Origin of the sequence: Caulifigura coniformis, from assembly GCF_007745175.1 — a bacterium.
GTDB classification, from domain to species: domain Bacteria; phylum Planctomycetota; class Planctomycetia; order Planctomycetales; family Planctomycetaceae; genus Caulifigura; species Caulifigura coniformis.
Genome location: NZ_CP036271.1, coordinates 6,451,596 through 6,471,071, shown reverse-complemented (window position 1 = coordinate 6,471,071; position 19,476 = coordinate 6,451,596). Strand labels below are relative to the sequence as shown.

The following is a 19,476-nucleotide window of genomic DNA, read 5'->3' as shown; positions in this document are numbered from 1 at the left end:
CAGATTGTGCCGGCGTTGGCGTGAGGGCTGCAAGGTCAGCGTCCGCTGTCACTTCTCTTGAGGCCGGGGGCAACCAATGGACATGGCGTCACTGGTTCTTGGGTGCTTTCTTGTACTCGCATTCACGGCCGCGACGCACGCACAGACTCCGACGCTCGTCGAAGGTAACCCGTATCTTGCCCGACGAGAGTGGTTCGCGAGCCCGGTCCCCGAGTATCACAGATCAGGGTTTCGCCCATGGAACGCCTATCGTTGGCCACGCACGAGTCCGTACCGAAACTATGAGATACATCCCGACGTTAAGTGCAGCTACCTGCGGCCGAGCGGCCTGTACTCGGCTCCGATCGTCGTGAGAGATAGGAATGACTGCCGAGAAAATCAGTAGTCACATGAAGGATGCTTGGGCTGGGCTCGCAGCATCGACACGCGCAGGGGTTACGGGCTGAGGCTTGCTGGCTGAAGTTGCGTCGTGACGACGTTGACTCCGGAGGCAACCACAAGACAAAGTGGCGTCGTCGTCTTTGCCTTCTCCTAGTTGCCAAGGGGCCGCGGTACGTGCCGGTCTATCGTTACCGAGCCTTCGACCGTACCAACGCGAGCGTCTCCGGAACGCTGGCCGCCGAATCGCCTCCGCACGCTCGAGAGCAGCTCCGAGACTTGGGGCTAATCGTTCGAGATCTCGCGGAATCCACCAAGCCAATCGGACGATCGATCGGAGGCGGAGCCTGGCGCCGTCGGGCCAACCCACACGAGCTTCTGGCCGCGGTACGCGATATCGCGACACTTCAATCGATCGGTGTGCCGCTGGTGGAATCGCTCGATCTTTTGATTGAGCAATCGCGAGGTCAATTTAGAGACTCGTGGCTCAAGGTCAGAGAGCGTGTGAAAGAAGGTTCCAGCCTGGCGGACGCCCTAGCTGCCGATTCTCGGCAGTTCGATGAATTGACCGTCGAGATGGTTCGGGTCGGAGAGAATACAGGCACGCTGGAGACGGTGCTCAACCAACTGGCCGTTTTCAAGGAGCGGTCACTGCAGTGGAAGGACCGGATCATGACCGCCGTTTTGTATCCAGCCGTCGTCTTGGTCAGCGCGCTCGGTGTGAGCCTGTTCCTGATGACGAACGTAGTGCCTTCACTTCTGGAAAGCCTCATCGAAGCTGGTCGCCCGCTCCCCTGGGCAACCGTCGTCCTCAAAGGGCTGTGCGACGCCCTGTTGAATTATTGGCCCGTGCTGTTGGCCACATCTATCGGCCTTGTCTTCGGTTTCACATACGCGCTCTCCACGGTCCGCGGGAAGACGCTCTGGCAGCGAGGAGTCCTGCGAGTTCCAGTTCTTGGCGAACTCGTCCGGAAGCAGGTCGTTGCCCGCGTCGCGATGGTGCTTTCCGTACTCATGAAGAGCGGAGTGGAATATGTGCAGGCCGTCGAGATCGCCGCGAGATCGGCCTCGCATCTCATTCTGAAACAGGCCCTGCTTGATTCGGCAGCGGCCGTTCGTGTGGGCCGCGATGTCGGGCCGGCCCTTGCCCAGACGGGCCTTTTTCCGCCGGTGGTGATTCAGGTGTTCCAGATGGGGCAACAAACGGGTCGGCTGGAGGACATGCTTCAGCAACTGGCTGAAGACTACGAGCGCCAGGTGGCCACTCTTTCTCACCGATTTGCTGCTCTTCTGGAGCCCGTTTTGGTTATCCTACTCTCCGTCATCGTGGGCTTTGTGCTCTTCGCGACCATCCTGCCGATCATGGAGGCCGGAAATGTCACGCAATGAACTGCAGCGGGTGGTTGATCGATCGCGAGACGGTTTCACGCTCGTGGAACTGATGGTCGTGGTCGTGATCATCGGTTTGCTGGCGAGCGCCGTGACGTTCAAGGTCCGCGGCTATTTGGTGACCAGCAAGCAGAATGTGGCCCGCATGGATCTGTCCAAGATCTCGGCCGCACTGGAAACCTTTAACACCCTGAACGACCGCTACCCTTCGAACGAGGAGGGACTGGCCATTCTGGCGAAACCCAGCAAGAACTTCGTCGAAGGCATTCTCTCGAAAGTCCCCGTCGATCCTTGGGGACAGCCCTACCAGTACAATCAACCTGGCCGTTTGCGGGCGTTCGACATCATCAGCTTTGGAGCGGACAAGCGCGAGGGAGGCTCGGGCGCCGATGAGGACATCACCAGCGATGACGTTCAGCCATCGTCCGGCACATAAGCCACCTCCGCGTGTTGCCTTCACGCTCGTGGAACTGATGGCGGTCCTGGTGCTGACCGGACTCGTGGCGGTCTCGGTCGGCTACTCCTTGCGCCCCTCTCTGGCAGCAGCGGGCCAGGTCAGCGCCATTCAGCAACTTCGAGCAATCGATCGAACAATCCGAGAACAATGCGTGAAGTCTGGCTCGGCCCGCGATCTTTGGATGACGGGCCTCGGGCACCTCGAATTGCGAGTTTCTGAGACCGAAGAATCGAAGGTCTTGGAGACGCGACTTCCGATTCTCCGAGTCCTGACTTCAAAATCGGAATCGACTGGAGAAGCGATTGGGCTCCGGTATCGGCCAGACGGCAGTAGCCCGTCATTTGCTCTCGAAATCGGAACGCCCTCCATTGCCAGCCGTTTTCTGTTGTTCCTCGGGGGGAGCGGCCAGGCTCTTGAACTCGACAATAAGGCGGCCGTTGATGAGCTGCTGGCAGTCTTGCGAACCCACAATTGAGACGTATGCGAGCGATGGTGCCCATGCAGCATTTCGTCGCGAAAACACGGAACCGTCGAGCGCGGGGGCTGACTCTTGTGGAAGTCTTATGCGCCACCGCTCTCGCAGGATCGCTTCTCGCAGGGATACTCGTGAGCCAATCAGCTCACCTGCGTCAGATTCGCGCCGCGGAGCAACACCGAATCGCGATCGGGCTTCTGAACCGGATGCTGGAACGTTGGACAGCCGGTCGCAACGATGTGCCGCCAGATGGCGATTATCCAGTGCCTGAATCTACGGACTGGGTTTGCCGGGTAGCGAGGGTTGATGCTCCAGACGCCAAGGTTCTGCAGGCGCAGATCGCCCGCATTGAACTGTGGAGCTCCGATCTGAAAGTGCAAGGCCGAAAGGAAGCGGCTTCGGTGGAAATGCTGGTGCCAGCGGAGGGGAGGCCAAGTCGGTGACCGTCCCTGCACTACGGCTGAATCGATGGCGACGGGTCTCGACTCGTCACGGCGTCACGCTGGTGGAACTGCTGTTGGCACTCAGTCTTTCCGCCATGCTCCTGGTCGCATTGCAGGGAGTGCTGACGACGGCGCGCGACCAGTCGACGCTGGCTGCTGAAAAGGCATCCGAAGCAGAGACCTGGAAACGCCGGATCGGGCAGCGTCTAGAGTTCGATATCCGCAATTCTCGGCAGGTTCGCATCCGGCCTGGACGAATCCTCTTTGAGGGGTATGCGGGGCGCGATGCGGTCCGCGGGAATGCCGACCATCATGCTTGCCGGGTGACTTGGTCGTTGATCGATGCTGCCGGCCGAGGGTTGCTCGTGAGGAAATCCGAACCGACGTCGCCTCACACCGGCAATGTCGCCAGCCTGGAACTGATGGTGGTTGGCATTCGGGAACTGCTGGCGGGCCGCCCTGAGGATTCGCTGCGAGAACTACGGATTCCGGTTCCGGCCGCTGACGAGTGGCACGATTATCCGAGTGGGCTGCGTATTTTATTGGTCAGTCCGGACCAGACGGTGCTGGTTGATCAGCTTTGTCGTGGAGACCGGCCATGAAACGATCCTGTTCGTGCGACCCCCGCCGTCGTCGGGGCGGGTTCGTACTGCTGATCGTCCTCACTCTGATCGCGGTTTCCGGCCTGTATGCGGCCGGGACAGCCAGAATGAGCATGGCCATCGTGCTGGAGAGCGCGGCGCGTCAGGGAGATCTGCAGGACCATTGGGCCCGTGAGAGTCTGAAGACGATCGTGCTGCGAAACGCTCCTCGCATTCTCATGCCACCGGGACGCGCCACGGCAGTTCGCACGTCTCTCTCGCATGTCGTCACATTGCGAGGACTTTCGTACCGGCTGATCCTTGCGGACGAGGATGCCAAGCTGCCTGTGAACACGGTTCGGCGGATGCTTGATCCAGAGACGGCTGCCCGAATCGTCGAATCCGCTTGTTCGGGCACGAGACTCCGGAAAGGTGAAGATCGGCAGGCACCATTCGGCGCTTGGGAAGAGGCTTTGAAGTTTAATGAAGGGATGCCAGGACCGGAGATTCTGGCTGCGGCGACCGGCAACGTGACGCTCTGGGGTTCCGGGCGGATCAATGTCAACCGGGCCCGGTCGGAGGTTGTTGCCGCACTGATGACCGAAGCGTTCAGCTCGCAGACGGCCGATCGGCTGCTGGAGATAATTGGCCGCGGACGAGTGAGTTCCCTTCAAGACTTGGCCTCAAAGCTTGCTTTGAACATGGAGCAACGGCAGAAGCTGGAAAGGCTGGCGGGAGCAACTTCGGATGCTTATTCGCTGTGGATCCTGCCAACTCGGGGGCGAAACGTGGAGCTTCAAGTGGTCGAGCGCATGTCCCAGCAGCACGGGGGGACAGTCTCTTTTCACTGGTAACTTCGAAGTGAGCTACCCGTCCGGAGGGGCCAATGTTGTCAATAGGTGGGAGAGGAACATGGAGAGAAGGTCAAGGGCTGACCTTCACCCCGTTTCCTGATCCACGCGAGGTGTTAGATTTTTCCAAATCTGGCACTCTGGAAGGAGCAGGATTTCATGGGGAAGAAGCACTTCACTGAGGAGCAGATCGCCTACGCCCTACGACAGCAGGAAGCGGGTACACCGGTCACTGAGCTGACCCGCAAGCTCGGAGTCAGCGAGCAGACGTTCTACCGCTGGAAGCGGAAGTTCGCGGGGCTGGGTGTCGCGGAGCTGCGCCGGCTCCGGCAACTTGAAGAGGAGAACAAGAAGCTGAAGCAGCTGGTGGCCGACCTGAGTCTGGACAAGCGGATGCTTCAGGATGTGCTGTCAAAAAACGTCTGAAGCCCGTTCGTCAGCGTGTTCTGGTCCAGCGTCTGCGAACCAGTTATGCGGTCAGCGAGCGTCGAGGAAGGTCTGATCCTCCGTCGAAAAGGTCCTCGGCGCCGGAAGAGCTGTGCGGTCCGGATGGAGCGTCCTGCCGCCCTCAGAGCCAACGACAGCTGGAGCATGGACTTCATGTCCGATCAGCTGCTGGCGGGGCATCGATTCCGGGTCCTGACGTTAGTGGATAACTTCAGTCGTGAGAGCCTGTCTCTGCGGGCCCGGGAACGGTTCTGCGGAGAGGACGTCGTCAACGTCCTGGAAGAGGTCTCAGCGACGCGTGGACTGCCCAAGAAGATCCGAGTCGACAATGGCCCCGAGTTCATCTCGAAGTCATTGGACTGGTGGGCCTACTTCAACAAGATGAAGCTGGACTTCAGTCGTCCTGGAAAGCCCACGGACAATGCGTTCATCGAATCGTTCAACGGGATGTTCCGGATGGAGTGCCTGAACCAGCATTGGTTCCTGTCGCCGCCCGACGCCCAGGCCGAGATCGATTCGTGGCGAGAAGACTACAACGGCTGCCGTCCCCACAGTGCCCTGGGGGGACGGACGCCAAACGAGTTCGCGGCATTATCAGCCTGGCCTAGGCCAGGCTGATAATACCGCCTGTCTCTGACATCTCGTGTGGATCCGAGTTGGGGGCAAGGTCAGCTGGAGGTTCTTGGGGGGCTCATCGCCGAGGAACTCCGCCAGCTGCCAGCCGTCCTTGCGTTCGACGGACGCCAGCAGGCCTGGAGATAGACGGCGGCCCGGGAGCGGATCTCAGGCCGCTTGAACCGCGGGGCGATCCGGTCGGCGACCGTGGTCAATTCCTCTGCCCACCGTTCGACATCCTGTTGCGTGACCATCCCTGTCCTCCGGACTGCAAACGGTCTACAAATCAGCCGCCTAGAGGGAAATGCAACTGTAGTACTAGTGTCGTGAGTCGTTAATCCGTTTACATAAGCGGGCGACCTTTCCGAGGATGCGATCTGCGTCCGCGGTCCAGACGAACGGACGCGGATGTTCATTGTGGTTAGCCACGTAATCCATGATGGACTGCTCCAACTGCCGAACGCTCCGAAACACGCTGCGCCGGATCCGCTTCTGTGTCATCGCCGCGAAGAAGCGTTCCACCTGGTTCAGCCATGAGGCGCTCGTCGGCGTGAAGTGCACGTGGAATCGGGGATGACGGGCAAACCAGCGCCGGACCTTCGGCGTCTTGTGCGTGGCGTAATTGTCCAGCACCAGATGCAGGGGCACGTCCGGCTCCGCCGGGATCGCCTCGTCGATCTGTTCCAGGAACCGCAGGAACTCCTGATGCCGGTGCCTGCGGTGGCAGCGTCCAATGACTTCACCGGTCGCCACGTTGAGGGCCGCAAACAACGACGTCGTTCCGTGCCGGAAATAATCGTGCGTGTGCCGCATGGGCTGACCTGGGCCCATTGGCAGGAGTGGCTGCGAGCGGTCCAGCGCCTGCACCTGGCACTTTTCGTCGACGCACAGGACGATTGCCCGTTCTGGTGGGTTCAGATAGAGCCCAACGACGTCCCGGACCTTCTCGACAAACTGCGGATCAGCAGAGAGCTTGAAGGTCTCGGTCCGGTTGGAGGCCGAAGGCTCGCCAGATCCGGGACACCGCCATCTGACTGAGGCCTGACGCCTCCGCCATGCTGCGGGTGCTCCAGTGGGTCGCGGCCTCCAGCTTCGATTCCAGCGTTTGCACCACCACGCGTTCGACGTCTTCGTCGGTGATCTTCCGGGGAGCTCCGGGCCGAGGCTCGTCGAGCAGGCCTTCCAGACGGTGATCCACAAACCGCTGCCGCCACTTGCCGACAGTGGGCATGGAGACCTTGAGCTCGGCAGCGACCTGGGTGTTGTTGAGCCCGCGGCCACAGGCCAGGACGATGCGGGACCGCAGAGCGAGTTGCTGACTGCACTTGGGGCGCCGAGCCCAGCGCCTCAGACTCTTCCTTCGAGACGACCAACGTCGCTTTCGGCCGGCCGATGTTCATAGCTCACCTCCTGTGAGTGACAGCATATCTCCAACAAACATGCCCACAAGACTTATTGAACGCTTTTACGACTCATGACACTAGGCGGTTGCCCAGAAAATGACTGTGGCTACAGGTACCCGGCACACATCATTCAACAAGCAGCCGGCCACTGAACGCCTTCTCTAGGCGTTCGACCGCACGAGAGTATCTATTGGACACATTCCTTCCACAAGAAAGTACAAGCAGAGACTCCACATCAACAAATCCCAACATCGCGTCAGAGGAAAGGCCTTCACAGTCAGAAACATCCAGATACCACAACTGCGGCAACCTTCGAAGACTCGGCACATCGCTCGATGAGAAATTACTGCCGGCCAAATACAGCCATTCGACTGGCGGGTTGCGGCCGGCAATTGCCTCCATACATCCGGGCTTAAACGTGCACTCGCCGCACATTAGCGTTTTCAACTGCGATAGGCTTCCCAGGGCATGGCCGGCATCAACCTCAATTGTTCCCCCACCGACATTTAAATAAGCCAGTCGCTTACAAGCTCGCAGCCTACTTATGCCACGGGACGTAACGCCTGTGCCAGCAATGCTAAGCACCATCAGATTCTTCACTCGAGCAATACTCTCCATCGCCTCATCCCCAACGCTTGTTCCGTCACACACAATGGCCTGCAGATCCAGTTCACATACCACTCCAATTCCGTCATCGCCAACCCTAGTTCCTGACAGATCCAGACTTCGCAACTGTGGGCATCCGGCAAAGACTGCAATACTATCATCGCCTATCGACTGACAGTCGACAGCTGAAAACGCACGCAATGCTGGCATTTTAGATATCTGCAGCATCGTCGCCATGTCTACTTGCAGTCGGTCTACGTTTAACTCCTCGAGATTCAGTGACGCCAAGACAATCTTAATGCCGTCGGGAGTAATGTCATTGTCGCGTATGCTTAATACCTTTAATGCCCGACAGTTGGCGAGCGCTGTTGCATGGGCGTTGCCCAGCCGGCAGTCCCCAAAATCCGCTGCAATGATTGTTGGAGCGAGCGCCGTTACTGATTCTACGCTGACATGAAGGCCGGCTGTGGCCAGATGCGTAAGGCTTAGCGATTTTGCGATTCTAGCTATGCCGTCGGCGGTAAGGCCCGTCCCGCCAATCCGCAGTCGACGCAGCACACGATTGGAGCAAATTATCTCTATGGACCTGTCTGTGATTGGGCAAGAAGTTAAATCCAGCGCCTCAAGTTTGGGCAGAGACCCCAGACGAGCAAGACACCCGTCGTCGCATTCGGTCCATGAAAGATCGAGCACCCGAAGCTCATGAAGCGACTTAAGGGCAGGAAGCGATTCCTCAAGCTCAGTTCTAGACGCATCGAGCTTCAGGTATTTCAAGCTTGACAAGCCGCCCAACTTAGGCCACGCCCGCGCAGGCAGGCCGACTGAGTCTCGACGGATGGGTGACACGCCCAAAGTGCTCAGTGAAAGCCCCGGAATCATTTTTGCCTGGACTTCTTGGCATATACTGTCCCAGTGCGATTCGGTGAGCGAAGTGGCGACTGGTTGAATGCACCACTCGTCTCCGGTCACTTTTATGGCCACTGAACTGGACGTTGTCCGCCCTAACAGTTCTGTGTCATGATCAATCTGCGCGACAGATGGCCACGAGTGCGTTTGAATTACACACAAATCAACACTGCTAGAGAATGTCCGATCCGAATCTGCCGCCTGCAACAACGCCGGGACGAGGGCGAGCAACTGGCCACACAGCAACAATAGCACTCGCACCATGACGGCTCTCGCAAAATAATAACAGGGCTACAACCACGATGCCACCCACGTGCACGCAATCGCCTCAGCAACACCGCACACTAGCGTGCAAGGCTTATGCTGAAGCACATCCAGAACCATTAGTTTAAACAACCCAATACCTGCGCCTTGTCAAATGGGTCTCCCCCAAAGTCTCTTACGGCGTTCCTGTATGTTCGTGCAAGACCCAAGCATATCAGCCTCCCGCGACCAAGTCCTCGCTGGTCGCACACTTGCCTCATGCAATTGAAGAACATTTCATCACATGCTTCTTTGGCTATGCCGCACTGGCAGTAACATATGTCGTGCAGATTGCAGCAAGGAGTGAAGTCGTTACGCAATGGTCGATCGGGAACCGGGTCAAAGAAACTGCCGGCTGCCCCGCAACCATTTGGCGTACATGGATTAAAACACTGCGTCGCCGTTCCACTGGGGTCTCCTGCCGAGGTTCCAAAGTATGCTTGGTATAGCGAGCTGCCGTCGACGTACGCACGTGGATCGCGGCTAATGAATCGGCCAAGAGAATCTGAGTAGTAGCGTGCGCGAAAGTAATACAAGCCGGCGATGTGATCGAATGAGCGACCGGAAAATAGGATCGAATGGTCGTAATTGCTGGCCGATAGGACTGAGGTGCCTGCGGCGTCCCGGATTGTTGCGCGTCCATGGGCTGTGTAGTGGTATCGTTCGACGACCGATCCGCCATTGTCGGTTAACGCCGTGATCGAATACTGCTGGTTGCGATGATAGTACAGGCGTTCATCGGTGCCCGCTCCAGTGCCCCCCGCGGCCGTTCGGTCGATCAAGAGGACCGGCTCGTCGACGTAGCTGGCATTGATGTACTTTCGCAGCGAATTACTGGCGGCGGTTCCGCTTGTGTACTCAGCCAGCACGATGTCGCCGTTAGAGACATAATGGGTTGTTGTCCCGCTCGTGGTGCGGCCGATTCGGCGGTCCAGGGCATCGTAAGCGTAGCTGACAGTCGTTCCAGACAATGTCGTTGAAGTCAACTGGTTCCCGATGCTCCAGGCGTAGGTTCGCCCTGTGGTGTCTTGAGTCAGATTGCCCTTCGAGTCGTAGGTGAGGGCATTGGCGGCGATTGCCGTGAGTTCGTGGGCGTTGCCGTGTGTTCTGGTCTGCGGTGTGCCATTCTCCGTGAATGTATTCCAGTCTCCCACATCCGACAGGCTCCAAGCCTGGTCGAGGCCGCTGTCGTCCCGCTCCCAGGCGGTGAGCCGGTCCTCATCATCGTAGCCTCCAGTTGGAACCGTGAAGCCATACCCCGACATCGCCCCGGTGATTGTCTCGGCGGTCTTGTTGTGGTTGGCGTCCCAGCTGTAGCCGTATGTCCCCACGACGCCATTCGCAATCGAGGCGATCAAGTTTTCGCCTGTGGCGTAGCTGGTCGTTACGGTCAGTCCGTTGCCGAGGGTTTCAGACGTGAGGCGTCCTCCGTCATCGTACGTCCGCGAATCGATTGTCCCTCCGCCGTAGCTGATCGTCGAGAGCAACCCTCGGGCGTTGTAGGTTCTGTCAACGATCGTAGAGTCCGGGTACGTCAATTGACTCACGCGACCATCGGTCCCATAGGCCATCGCCACGGTATAAGCCTGGCCACCAGCGAACTTCAATGTTTCACTGGTCTTCCGCCCATTCTCGTAACCCATGACGATGAGCGTGTAATCAACGTCGGTGGTGGCGCGAAGCGCATTCACTAGCTGGCCATCGGCCGTCCACAGGAAGTAGTCTCGATAGGCAACATGGGTCTCAGGGGCCGGGCTCGATAGCGGCCAAGCCTCTCGCATGTACCTCCGGCCCGCCAGATCGTAGTGGAGCGTGATCTTGTCTCCCTGCTGGTCCGTCGTACGAACCGGCCGCCCCAAGGCATCGTACAGCACGGACGTGATTCCGCAGTTGGCGTCGCCGGGGTTCTGACCGGTCACATGGTCCGGCCAGGTTGTCGACGTGCGATTGCCGGCGTCGTCGTAAGAATAGGAAGTCGTCTGATTCTCGGCGTCAGTCATCGACAGCTCATTACCGTTGGCGTCCCACGCCCAGGTGGTCACCGCACTGATCCGATCGGTGACGGAAAGCTTCCTGTTTCTCGCATCGTAAGCGATGGAAGCGGGACTACTCTTGGCGTCGATCTGGATGACCATGTTCCCGGCTCGGTCGAATTGCTTCGCAGTCCCGTGACTCGCGGTATCGATGCACGAGATATCACGCCCCAGGGCGTCGTATGTGCAATCCATGCCGATGCTATTCGGGTCGCGGACCTTCAGCCGATTTCCGTTGGCGTTGTACTTGTAAGACGTCAGCTTGCTGTCGCCGTCGATTGTGGCGATCCGGCGGCTGGCCCCGTCCGCGCGGTGCTTGTTGCTGTGCCCCGCAAGGTTCGTGGATGTCGTTTCCACGACATCGCCGTACCCGCCGATCGAGACGACCGCGTCGTAGACCTGAGTGGTTCGTTCCACCGCGTTGTCGCTGGAATCCAGTCGCACGGAGCGGATGGTGCGTCCGCGGCCGTCTCGGATCGTTAATGTGCGGTAAGTCAGATCAGAGCTTGTTATCGCCGCTGCCGAGTTCCAGTGCGGGACGTGGCCGTGAACGGTTGTCAGCACCGCCGAACCGTCGGAGTCGTCGTCCAGAGCGAGGCCGGAAAGATGCGTAGAGAAATCGTCATCCAAGCCAGCGCCATCGTCGAGATCGTCGTCGTAGGCGTAGGATGTCGTTAGCCCTTCCGGAGTTCCTGAAGTGACCTGGCTTTGAGAGAATCCAGACATTGACATTGGCATCCAAGCCACTGCACCGTTGTGTATCGGCACGCTGTTTGGATTGACCGCCCCCAGCGGGTTCACCCAGACGGTTCGGGCGGCCACTCTCCCGCGAGCATCGTACTTCGTCGTGACCTCTTTCAATGTCTTGGCGTCAATGGGATTGTCCCAGGCCGACGAGTGACTGGAGACGTCGGAGACCCACGCCTGGTGAGTCACCCGCCCAAGTGCGTCGTGATTGGTGATTGTCCCGTGGCCTAATGGGTCGGCCGAGGTTTGGAGCCTTCCGCAGCAGGAGCCGTAGGTGTTCGTCCAGGTCTTTCCGTTGAAGTCAACGTGCGTGAGCTGCTGGGCATCGAGGTTGTAGGTGAACGACTCGGTGGCTTCTTCCGTGGCGCCGTCGGCCTCGGTACGAGTCTTGAGCAGGTTTCGGCCGGTGTACGTCATTGTTGTGACGCACTTGTGGTAGCCGTTCGTGTCGCCGGAATCGAACCACCTCGGATGCCGAGTGGCGACGACGTTCGAGGCGTCGTCGTAGTCATACTCTGTCCGGGCGACACAGTTCGTCGGCGCTCCACCAAGCCACTGGGCCGCCCTGATATCTGCTGTGACCCGGCCTAGGCTGTCGTACTCCTTGTGGTGCTCAACACCCCGGGGATCGATAACTTTCAGCGTCTGGCCCTGGGTGTCATAGACGTAGTCGGTGATGAGCGACGTCGGGTTCTCAGCGTTCTCCGACGCGCGTGTGGCCGCCAGGACGGCCGTGAAGTCCGCGTAACTGACCGAGGGAACCGTGCACCGGATCGTCCGGATCAGCTTGGCCTGCTGCGAGTCGTAGGCGTAGTACGTTTTTCGGCCATAGGGATCCTCGGTATTGAACAGCTTGGCGGCGACGTAGTTGGACTTCGATGTCAGCGTCTTTGCCGTATTGGCCACAACCGACGACTCGATGACCCTGTGATGGTAGTCAAACTTGTTGTAGCGATAGTCGCCGCTGACGAGGCTGGCACGGACGGTGTTCGTGCCGTTGACGTAGGCAAACTCCGCCTGCGTCTTGATGGCCGGATCGGTGATGGCCGTCTCGTTGTCCGACAGGTCCATCGTTGAATAGGCCTGGATCGTCTTCACCTTCCGGCCCGCGTCGTCGTACTCATACTTTGTGACGACGCCCGCTCGATTTTTGTGCTTCACCAGCAGATTGGCATCGACGCCTGTCCCGTAGATAAATCGCTCGGTGCTGTTGTCCGCATGCTCCACTTTGACGACACGGTTTCGCTCGTCGTAGTCGTAGCTGGTGCCCCAACCGCCCGGCTGGGTGATGGCGATGACGCGGCCAGCGGAGTCGTAGGTGTAGTCCCGAACGGCGCGGGTTCCCATCGCAACATCAGGCGGATAGGTAATCGTGTCGAGCCGATGATTCGTGTCGTAGGCGTAGTCCGTCTCGTTCCCGTTCGGGTCGATCGATTTCGAGAGCAGGCCGACATGGCTGCCTGCGGTATAGAACTCCCATTCGTAGACGGCGTGATCGGCCGTCGGAGCATCGACCATGGCCGTGCTCGTCGGATTGGATGACGCCCCATGGCCGTTGGTGTTAATGCCATCGTCGTACCCGTGAGCATAACCCGCCTCATAGCCGACGACATAATTCGAATCCATATTCGACGTGGAATCATCAGCAGGATCCATCGCGTTTCCGTCATCGAAGCCCGCGTCGTACCCGTCTAGATACCCCTGGTACTCCGGCCCAGGCTGTTTTTTGAGACCGACTTCCTTGGTCAGCATGTTGCCCTTGGAATCGTATGTATACCTCGTGACGCGCCCCAGGCGATCTTCGTACCGGGAAACACGACGGCCGTAGATGCCGTTGACGTAACTCCATTCCTCTTTGAGCGTGTCTCCTTCGAAGTTCACGCTCGCAAGAGACTTGTCGGCATTCCTCGTGAACTCGCGAGTGACGCCCTGGGGGGTCGTTGATCCGGCAGTTGTGTAATAGCCATCGACCTCCGAATAGGTGTCGCCGATCGTGTCGTAGGAGATATTCACTTCCCACATTTCAGGATCGACCGTGACGGTCCAGTCGTTGTCGGTGATGTACGACTGGCTCCACATTCCGGCATACCCGCCTGTCGCCTGCTTGAGCCGCCCCCGGCCCTCGTAGATCAAGGAATACCAGTCATAAGGAATGGAAAGGTAGCTGACTTCGTCTTCACCATTGATGACCAGTCGAACGTGATACTCGGCGATCGAAACAAGGTTGCCGTTCCAGGAGCCCGCCGCGCCATGCATGTGCACCTTTTTACGGCGGTGGACGCCGGTCGCACCGGGGTCGTCGAACTGGAATACACCACAGTTGCTGGTGGAGTCCGTCGTCAGGCTGATGGTCGCCTCGCTACCGTCCGGCAGGGTGACATCCGTGAGAATGCCTCCCGTGTAGCCATAGGTCAGTGATTCCGAATTCGGGAGATCGATCTGCGAGACGGCCCAGAATCCCCCGACCTGGGTCGACTCGTAGCTGAACTGCAGCGATTGACCGTAGGAGTCCGTGATCTCATCGATCTGCCACTGACGGTCCGGCGCCTCTTCGAGTTCGAGGGACGTCCAGGTCTTGTAGGTCAGGGTGGTGCCATAGCCATTCTGGTCGAGAATCTTGACCAGACGCCCATCCATGGGCTGCCACGGCTCATCGGCACTGTTGACCGTCAACTCGCCATTCTCAAACAGCTCAAACCAATACGATTCTCCGGTCCAGGTTCGGAGCACCGCGTGCGTGGCGGCTGTTCGCGACGGGAGCGGCCCGCTGGAGTAAGGGGTCGTGACGGCGTTTCCGGCCGAATCAGTGAGGGTGATGTCCTTGTAGCTGCGATAAGCGTTGTCGGCGTATCTGGTCCCGTTGGACGACGTGTCGAGATACAGGTGCTTCTCGAACATCGCCGTCGGGTCGAAGAGCGTTCCGGCGGTGTTTCCTGAGGTGTAGAATCCGTAGCCGTCGGCAACCTGCCACATACTGAGATGCAAACGGACGTCGTAGTTCGAGAAACAAGAGGGCCCGAAGCTGGGGACTTCTGTGATGTTGCGAAAACGATGGAACCGTCGAAGGTGGACATGCGTCGGACCGGGGCCCATGTAGTCGTCTGAATAGTGAATGTAGTTGGCGCTGGCCGTATCGATCAGAGAATTGCCGGCTGATGTGTATTGAGTGATATCGTTACGAAATGGATCTTGCTCGCTGCCCTCGGTGTTGAACTGCGGGCTACGAGGGGGGACATCGCCGGTTGGAGTCGTGGTGCAGGCGCCAGAACAGGAACCATCCGGATCGTTGTTGAGATTCAGCAGGGATAGGAACGTCGGGCACAGGCCGCCGTCACATTGGCCGCAGGCAAAGTAAGCCACCACGGAATTCCAGCAGTAGTAGGGCACGATCATCCCGACGATCTGCCTGGCCTGCGTGATCGAAATTTCTGTGCCTTCTTCTGGAGCATCACCTGGAGCCTGAGCGTAGACCGGTTGTGGCTGATGCACGCGCTGCGTGAGGAGAACGGCAGCAACGCAGATCCCCAGGAAGATCACGATGGACCAGAAGGGGGACGAACGAACGATCTTGCCGACCATGGTGCTATCCGTCGCGGGAAAGGAATTGCCGCTCTTTTGGAGAACTCAGTTCGTCGCCACCGTGGCGGGATTTTCCAGCCCTGGCACGATCACTGTCACTCGAAACTTGAGATTGCCGCTCGATGTGGGAGATGCGGCCAGAATATTCACCGTGTTGACGGAGCCGGGCGTGCCAGTGAAACGTGCGACAGCAACGCCATCGGCATCCGCGGCCACCGTGATGCTCGTCAACTGATTCTGAAACGCTCCGAGATCGAACGACGTAAACGTCACCGGCGCGTTTGGGAGTGCTTTGACCTTCAGTGAAATCGTTTCTTTCTGAACCACCTCGATTGAGGAGGGGGAAAGTGTCTTCAAACGCGACACGCCTGGGCCCGGCTGTGCGGGCTGAAAGACCCGGCCCGGCTCAACGATATTGAGGTAGGCCTGTGGGTCGGTCTTGTAGGCCGCTTCATCGAACGGTTTCGGCGCAATGAGCGAATGCAGCCGCTCGGGGTACTTCTGAGTTTCGATCGCCTCAACGACCGATCGCACCATCGGATTGGCATCCTTGGGAATGAACGGTGTCCGTCCGATGAGGGCCGAGACCTTGGCGATGTTGTCCGGGATGGTCGGGATGAGTTCGCCGTCCGGAGAGTCTTTATGAACCATCGCCGGAATCTTCACTCCTCGTGGTTCATGTAGGGGGACTTCCGCAAGAGCTCCCGCCTGCTCGCCACGATGCGTTGCCTGCTTTTGCCCGGGCTGTCTCGGCCCCTGCGGCTTCAAGGCCAGGACTGCCAAGACGCCCACGAGAAGACAGATAGCGACCGCCAAGACACGATGACGACTACTCACTGAGCGCACTCTCAGAAAGAGAACGGAACCCCGACCGAGTTGATTAGCCGCGAAACTCGATGATGGGCATCCAGCCCAAAAAGCCACATTGGGGTGAGATTGCATGAGTCTTAGCCACGCGGACACTATGAGGCGCTTTCGCGGCAAAAATGTCAACGTGCGAGGGCGTGAGAATCTTTAAGAATTCTAAACTCCGTGCTCACGTGCGATGGAGCATTGGTCGCGTGACTCATGTGACACGCTTCAACGAAATCAAGTAAGCTCCGAGTGTTCTACGAGGGCAAAGCCGCATGCGGGGACGTCAAGCAAAACGATGGCTCGGCACGGCGATTGTGGGCGAATTGATCGCGGCCCTTCTGGTCGGCGTGCTGGCGTGGCGTTGGCCGATCGAAGATGTCGCAGAGACAGAGGCCGTTCCCAAAACCACTCCGTTGCAAGTCGTGACTGAAATGGACGACAGCGCGCTTCCGACGCTCACGAAGGCGACGGAAGCAGCAAAAAAGATCCTGCATCGACCGCTGTTTGATCGGCCGCCGGTGGTGGCGAAACCTGAACCTCCGCGACCGCCCAAAAAATTGCGACCGGGCATCAAGTTGATCGGAACCATTGCAGATCCCTCCGGGAACCGCGGCATCTTCGAAACGACGCCCGAGCACACCGAAGTCCGACGAGCCGGAGAGCGGTTCGAGCAACTGCCGGCCGTGCTGGTCAAGCGGATCGATCAGGAAAAGGCCCTGCTTCAGATCGAGTCCGAGGATTTTGAGATCGCCATCGTTGGGGCACCTATCGACGAGAAGACTCCATGAGCCGGCGTCACTGGTGTCTGTTGATGGACTCGTCCACCTGGCGCGTGATGGATCTCACGGACAAAGGACTCGTGACTGAGGTCGGCCTTGCTGGGAGCGAGTCTCCGACTGATGCGGCCTGGACCGTCTTTCAGGACCTGGGTTATGACGGCGGCGATGTCCTCCTGGCCCTCCCTTCGGTCATCTGTCTGACGGGCCAGATTCCAATCTCACGACTCCCTCCCCGGGCCGACGACCAAACGAAGCTCTTTCTCTTGGAGGATCTGCTGCCCGTGGCGGCCGAAGAGGTGACGGCCGACTTTCTGTCGAGTCCTTCCCGGATCCTGGGAGTCGCCGTCGTCACGGAGCCGTTGCGTCAAACGATTGAGCAACTGGAGAACTTAGGACTGAGTATTCATTCGATCGTTCCGTGGTCACTCCTCGCGGCGCACGACTGGATCCACCAGCGCGGGGAGGCGGATGTCCTTGTCGCAAGCCGCCCCTCGGGAGTCGAAATCATCGAGATGGCCGAGGGACGGATCTGCGGCTGGAGCGTCGCAGACTCAGAGAAGGAGCTCCAATGGCGGCTCGCGGCCCTCGCTGCCGACGTTGGTCGAGCCTTAGCTGTTGTCAGCGACGCGTCTCCTCCCACTGGCGATTCCAACCGATGGATCGCCTCAGCATCCTCCTGGGACGCTGCCGCCCTTGCGACTGCAGGGCAGGTGATGTCTGGCTCGATGTCGCCCTTGATCGAACTTCGACGCGATCGGCTCGAGGGCGCCGCCACGTCACGCGCTTTAAGGGGCTACGTGCGGATGTTCCAGTTCACCACGGCCCTCCTGCTCCTGACCATGCTCGCCGGTGTTCTCTGGCAGGCGGCCCGTTACAGCCGAATGGCAGATGACTACGTCTCGCGTCAGCAGCGGCTGTTCCAGCAGATTCTGCCGGGGCAGCCGATCCCGGCCGGAATTCGCTCGCGCTTGGAAAGCGAGCGCGCACGTCTTCGAACCCAGCAGGAGTCCGCAGCAAAAATTCCGGGACGCGACTCGGCCTTGCTAACTCTCGTTCAATTTCTGCGTGGCGTCCCGACGTCAATCCGAATCAAAGTAAACGGGCTGGCGGTCGCCGGCCATCAGGTCAATGTTCGGAGCGAGGTGCGTACTCCTGGTGATGCATCGACATTCGTCCAGGCGCTGCGGGATGCTGGCTTCCAGGTGAAAATCCCACGAAGTGTTCGAAGCGGTGAAAGCTACGCGGTCGATTTTGACGCACAGCTCAATCCGGTACTCAGAACGGGGGCCGACTTGCCATGAGTCGCGGTCTCGCAAACGCGCCCCTGGGTCCTTTTTTGTTCGCCGCCGCGTGGATCGCGGCGTTTCTGGCGGCATTGTCGTACCTCACATCGCAGTACGATGCGGCGATGGTCTCCCGTCGAACGCTGGTGGACTGCGAGGGCTTGGCGACGGACATCGAGGCGTTGCGATCAGTTCCAGCGGTGACGGTGCCTGCCTCGCGGGATGTTCAGGACCTCGGGCCGCTCCTGGGAGGCCTGGCATTAATCACGAGCGCCGGTGGAAAACTGGTTGTCTCGATTGAACCGCAACCAACGGTCAACATCCCGAAAAGCACATTTCGCCTGCAATCCACCGACGTGCAGCTGCAACCGATTCCGATGCCCGAGTTGATTGCCCTGCTGTACGGCATTGTCGAACGAGAGCCGTCCGTCGTGCCAACGGCAATCAGGCTGTCGCCAACTGCTGCGTCCGAGACCGGCGAAACTCGCTGGAGCAGTCAGCTTGTCTTGACACGGCTCGTGGACACGTCGATAACCGCGCTTCCCTCGCCGCACACGCGATCCTCGCGCTAGCGCCTCCTTCCTGTCGTGTCCATGATCTCTCCGCCAGCTCATTTCGGGCTTTGTCTGGCGCTGTGCGCCTGCGGATGCTCGCTCGTAGACACTGTGACGCCCAAGTCCTACGAGACCGTTGCTGCGGACCCGCATCGCGATACTGAGGCGGCCATCGCCAAGAACGAGAAGGCGCTCAAGCATATTCACGCCGCGCACTGGGACCACGCTGAGAAGGCCCTTCAGGACGCACTCGTCGCAGATGTCAGGTACGGCCCGGCACACAACAATCTCGGCTGGGTGTATTACAAGCAGGGGCGCTACTACCTGGCGGCCTGGGAGTTCGAGTATGCGCAGAAGCTGATGACAGGAATCCCCGAACCGGTCAACAACCTCGGCCTCGTCTATGAGGAAGTCGGCCGCCTTGCAGAAGCCCAAGCGTGCTTCGATCAGGCGGCAGGCGCTGATCCTGGGAATCCGCAGTTCCTGGCGAACCTGGCCCGCGTGCGTCTGAAGCAGGGAGAGCGATCGACTGACACGGCTCATCTGCTCCGCGAAGTCGCGTTTCGCGATGAGCGGCCGGAGTGGCGCGAATGGGCCCTGGAGCACTTGTCGAGCGATCACCGGGATCTCGTCCTGGTCGGCAACGAGGTGTGTGAGCCGGTTCCAGGTCACTCCTCATCTTGGGGGCCAGTGCCACTCCCCAATGTTGAGATTCCAGGTGAACTTCTGGAGGTGCCATCGCTTCCCGCCCCTCCGTCTCCGGGAGAAAAGTCCAAATGAGCAACGCCCGGT

Annotated in this window: 13 protein-coding genes and 2 pseudogenes; 10 read left to right on the top strand and 5 right to left on the bottom strand. The window is 59.2% G+C overall.

The features are described 5' to 3' along the window. Nucleotides 1–396: 396 nt before the first annotated feature. The 6 genes and pseudogenes from Pan44_RS26020 to Pan44_RS25990 all read left to right on the top strand — a co-directional run bounded on the left by Pan44_RS26020 (nt 397) and on the right by Pan44_RS25990 (nt 5,639). Complete coding sequence (locus Pan44_RS26020; protein WP_145034649.1) at nt 397–1,767, top strand: type II secretion system F family protein; 1,371 nt, start codon at nt 397–399, stop codon at nt 1,765–1,767. Next, entirely contained in the window at nt 1,754–2,203 is a 450-nt protein-coding gene (gene gspG, locus Pan44_RS26015) for a type II secretion system major pseudopilin GspG (protein WP_145034648.1), read from the top strand. Before Pan44_RS26020 ends, gspG begins: the two co-directional genes overlap by 14 nt. Nucleotides 2,204–2,722: 519 nt before the next feature. After that, nucleotides 2,723–3,142 carry a type IV pilus modification PilV family protein gene (locus Pan44_RS26005; RefSeq protein ID WP_197453667.1) on the top strand — a complete coding sequence of 140 codons (420 nt, stop codon included), beginning with the start codon at nt 2,723–2,725 and terminating at the stop codon, nt 3,140–3,142. Nucleotides 3,143–3,261: 119 nt separating this feature from the next. Then, complete coding sequence (locus tag Pan44_RS26000) at nt 3,262–3,744, top strand: hypothetical protein (RefSeq protein ID WP_197453666.1); 483 nt, start codon at nt 3,262–3,264, stop codon at nt 3,742–3,744. A 107-nt stretch (nt 3,745–3,851) separates the two neighbouring features. Continuing rightward, the gene (locus tag Pan44_RS25995) at nt 3,852–4,577 is read left to right on the top strand and encodes a type II secretion system protein GspK (protein WP_197453665.1); all 726 of its coding nucleotides are present in this window, start codon (nt 3,852–3,854) and stop codon (nt 4,575–4,577) included. Nucleotides 4,578–4,733: 156 nt separating this feature from the next. Then, nucleotides 4,734–5,639, top strand: a pseudogene (locus Pan44_RS25990) (IS3 family transposase). 50 nt (nt 5,640–5,689) lie between these two features. Here Pan44_RS25990 and Pan44_RS25985 read toward each other — a convergent pair. From Pan44_RS25985 to Pan44_RS25965, 5 genes and pseudogenes are all read right to left on the bottom strand, one after another. Further along, entirely contained in the window at nt 5,690–5,890 is a 201-nt protein-coding gene (locus tag Pan44_RS25985; protein WP_145034643.1) for a hypothetical protein, read from the bottom strand. 64 nt (nt 5,891–5,954) lie between these two features. Further along, nucleotides 5,955–6,987 (bottom strand): annotated as a pseudogene (locus tag Pan44_RS25980) (IS630 family transposase). A 178-nt stretch (nt 6,988–7,165) separates the two neighbouring features. Beyond that, nucleotides 7,166–8,815 (bottom strand): leucine-rich repeat domain-containing protein, encoded by a 1,650-nt coding sequence (locus tag Pan44_RS25975; protein ID WP_145034642.1) that lies wholly within the window; start codon nt 8,813–8,815, stop codon nt 7,166–7,168. A 119-nt stretch (nt 8,816–8,934) separates the two neighbouring features. Continuing rightward, entirely contained in the window at nt 8,935–15,213 is a 6,279-nt protein-coding gene (locus tag Pan44_RS25970) for an RHS repeat-associated core domain-containing protein (protein ID WP_145034641.1), read from the bottom strand. Nucleotides 15,214–15,258: 45 nt separating this feature from the next. Next, nucleotides 15,259–15,864, bottom strand: coding sequence for a hypothetical protein (locus Pan44_RS25965; RefSeq protein WP_145034640.1), 606 nt, complete (start codon nt 15,862–15,864; stop codon nt 15,259–15,261). 476 nt (nt 15,865–16,340) lie between these two features. Here Pan44_RS25965 and Pan44_RS25960 point away from each other — a divergent pair, with 476 nt between their 5' ends. From Pan44_RS25960 to Pan44_RS25945, 4 genes are all read left to right on the top strand, one after another. Next, complete coding sequence (locus Pan44_RS25960; RefSeq protein WP_145034639.1) at nt 16,341–16,856, top strand: hypothetical protein; 516 nt, start codon at nt 16,341–16,343, stop codon at nt 16,854–16,856. Further along, nucleotides 16,853–18,148 carry a GspL/Epsl periplasmic domain-containing protein gene (locus Pan44_RS25955; RefSeq protein ID WP_145034638.1) on the top strand — a complete coding sequence of 432 codons (1,296 nt, stop codon included), beginning with the start codon at nt 16,853–16,855 and terminating at the stop codon, nt 18,146–18,148. Before Pan44_RS25960 ends, Pan44_RS25955 begins: the two co-directional genes overlap by 4 nt. Beyond that, nucleotides 18,145–18,702 (top strand): hypothetical protein, encoded by a 558-nt coding sequence (locus tag Pan44_RS25950; protein ID WP_145034637.1) that lies wholly within the window; start codon nt 18,145–18,147, stop codon nt 18,700–18,702. Before Pan44_RS25955 ends, Pan44_RS25950 begins: the two co-directional genes overlap by 4 nt. A gap of 93 nt (nt 18,703–18,795) precedes the next feature. After that, complete coding sequence (locus Pan44_RS25945; RefSeq protein ID WP_197453663.1) at nt 18,796–19,464, top strand: tetratricopeptide repeat protein; 669 nt, start codon at nt 18,796–18,798, stop codon at nt 19,462–19,464. Nucleotides 19,465–19,476 lie beyond the last annotated feature (12 nt).

Coding starts and splice junctions, on each gene's coding strand:
- Pan44_RS26020 (WP_145034649.1), top strand. CDS start 397: ATGCTTGGGCTGGGCTCGCAGCATCGACACGCGCAGGGGTTACGGGCT.
- gspG (WP_145034648.1), top strand. CDS start 1,754: ATGTCACGCAATGAACTGCAGCGGGTGGTTGATCGATCGCGAGACGGT.
- Pan44_RS26005 (WP_197453667.1), top strand. CDS start 2,723: ATGCAGCATTTCGTCGCGAAAACACGGAACCGTCGAGCGCGGGGGCTG.
- Pan44_RS25995 (WP_197453665.1), top strand. CDS start 3,852: ATGAGCATGGCCATCGTGCTGGAGAGCGCGGCGCGTCAGGGAGATCTG.
- Pan44_RS25985 (WP_145034643.1), bottom strand. CDS start 5,890: ATGGTCACGCAACAGGATGTCGAACGGTGGGCAGAGGAATTGACCACG.
- Pan44_RS25975 (WP_145034642.1), bottom strand. CDS start 8,815: ATGGTGCGAGTGCTATTGTTGCTGTGTGGCCAGTTGCTCGCCCTCGTC.
- Pan44_RS25970 (WP_145034641.1), bottom strand. CDS start 15,213: ATGGTCGGCAAGATCGTTCGTTCGTCCCCCTTCTGGTCCATCGTGATC.
- Pan44_RS25965 (WP_145034640.1), bottom strand. CDS start 15,864: ATGGTTCATAAAGACTCTCCGGACGGCGAACTCATCCCGACCATCCCG.
- Pan44_RS25960 (WP_145034639.1), top strand. CDS start 16,341: ATGCGGGGACGTCAAGCAAAACGATGGCTCGGCACGGCGATTGTGGGC.
- Pan44_RS25955 (WP_145034638.1), top strand. CDS start 16,853: ATGAGCCGGCGTCACTGGTGTCTGTTGATGGACTCGTCCACCTGGCGC.
- Pan44_RS25950 (WP_145034637.1), top strand. CDS start 18,145: ATGAGTCGCGGTCTCGCAAACGCGCCCCTGGGTCCTTTTTTGTTCGCC.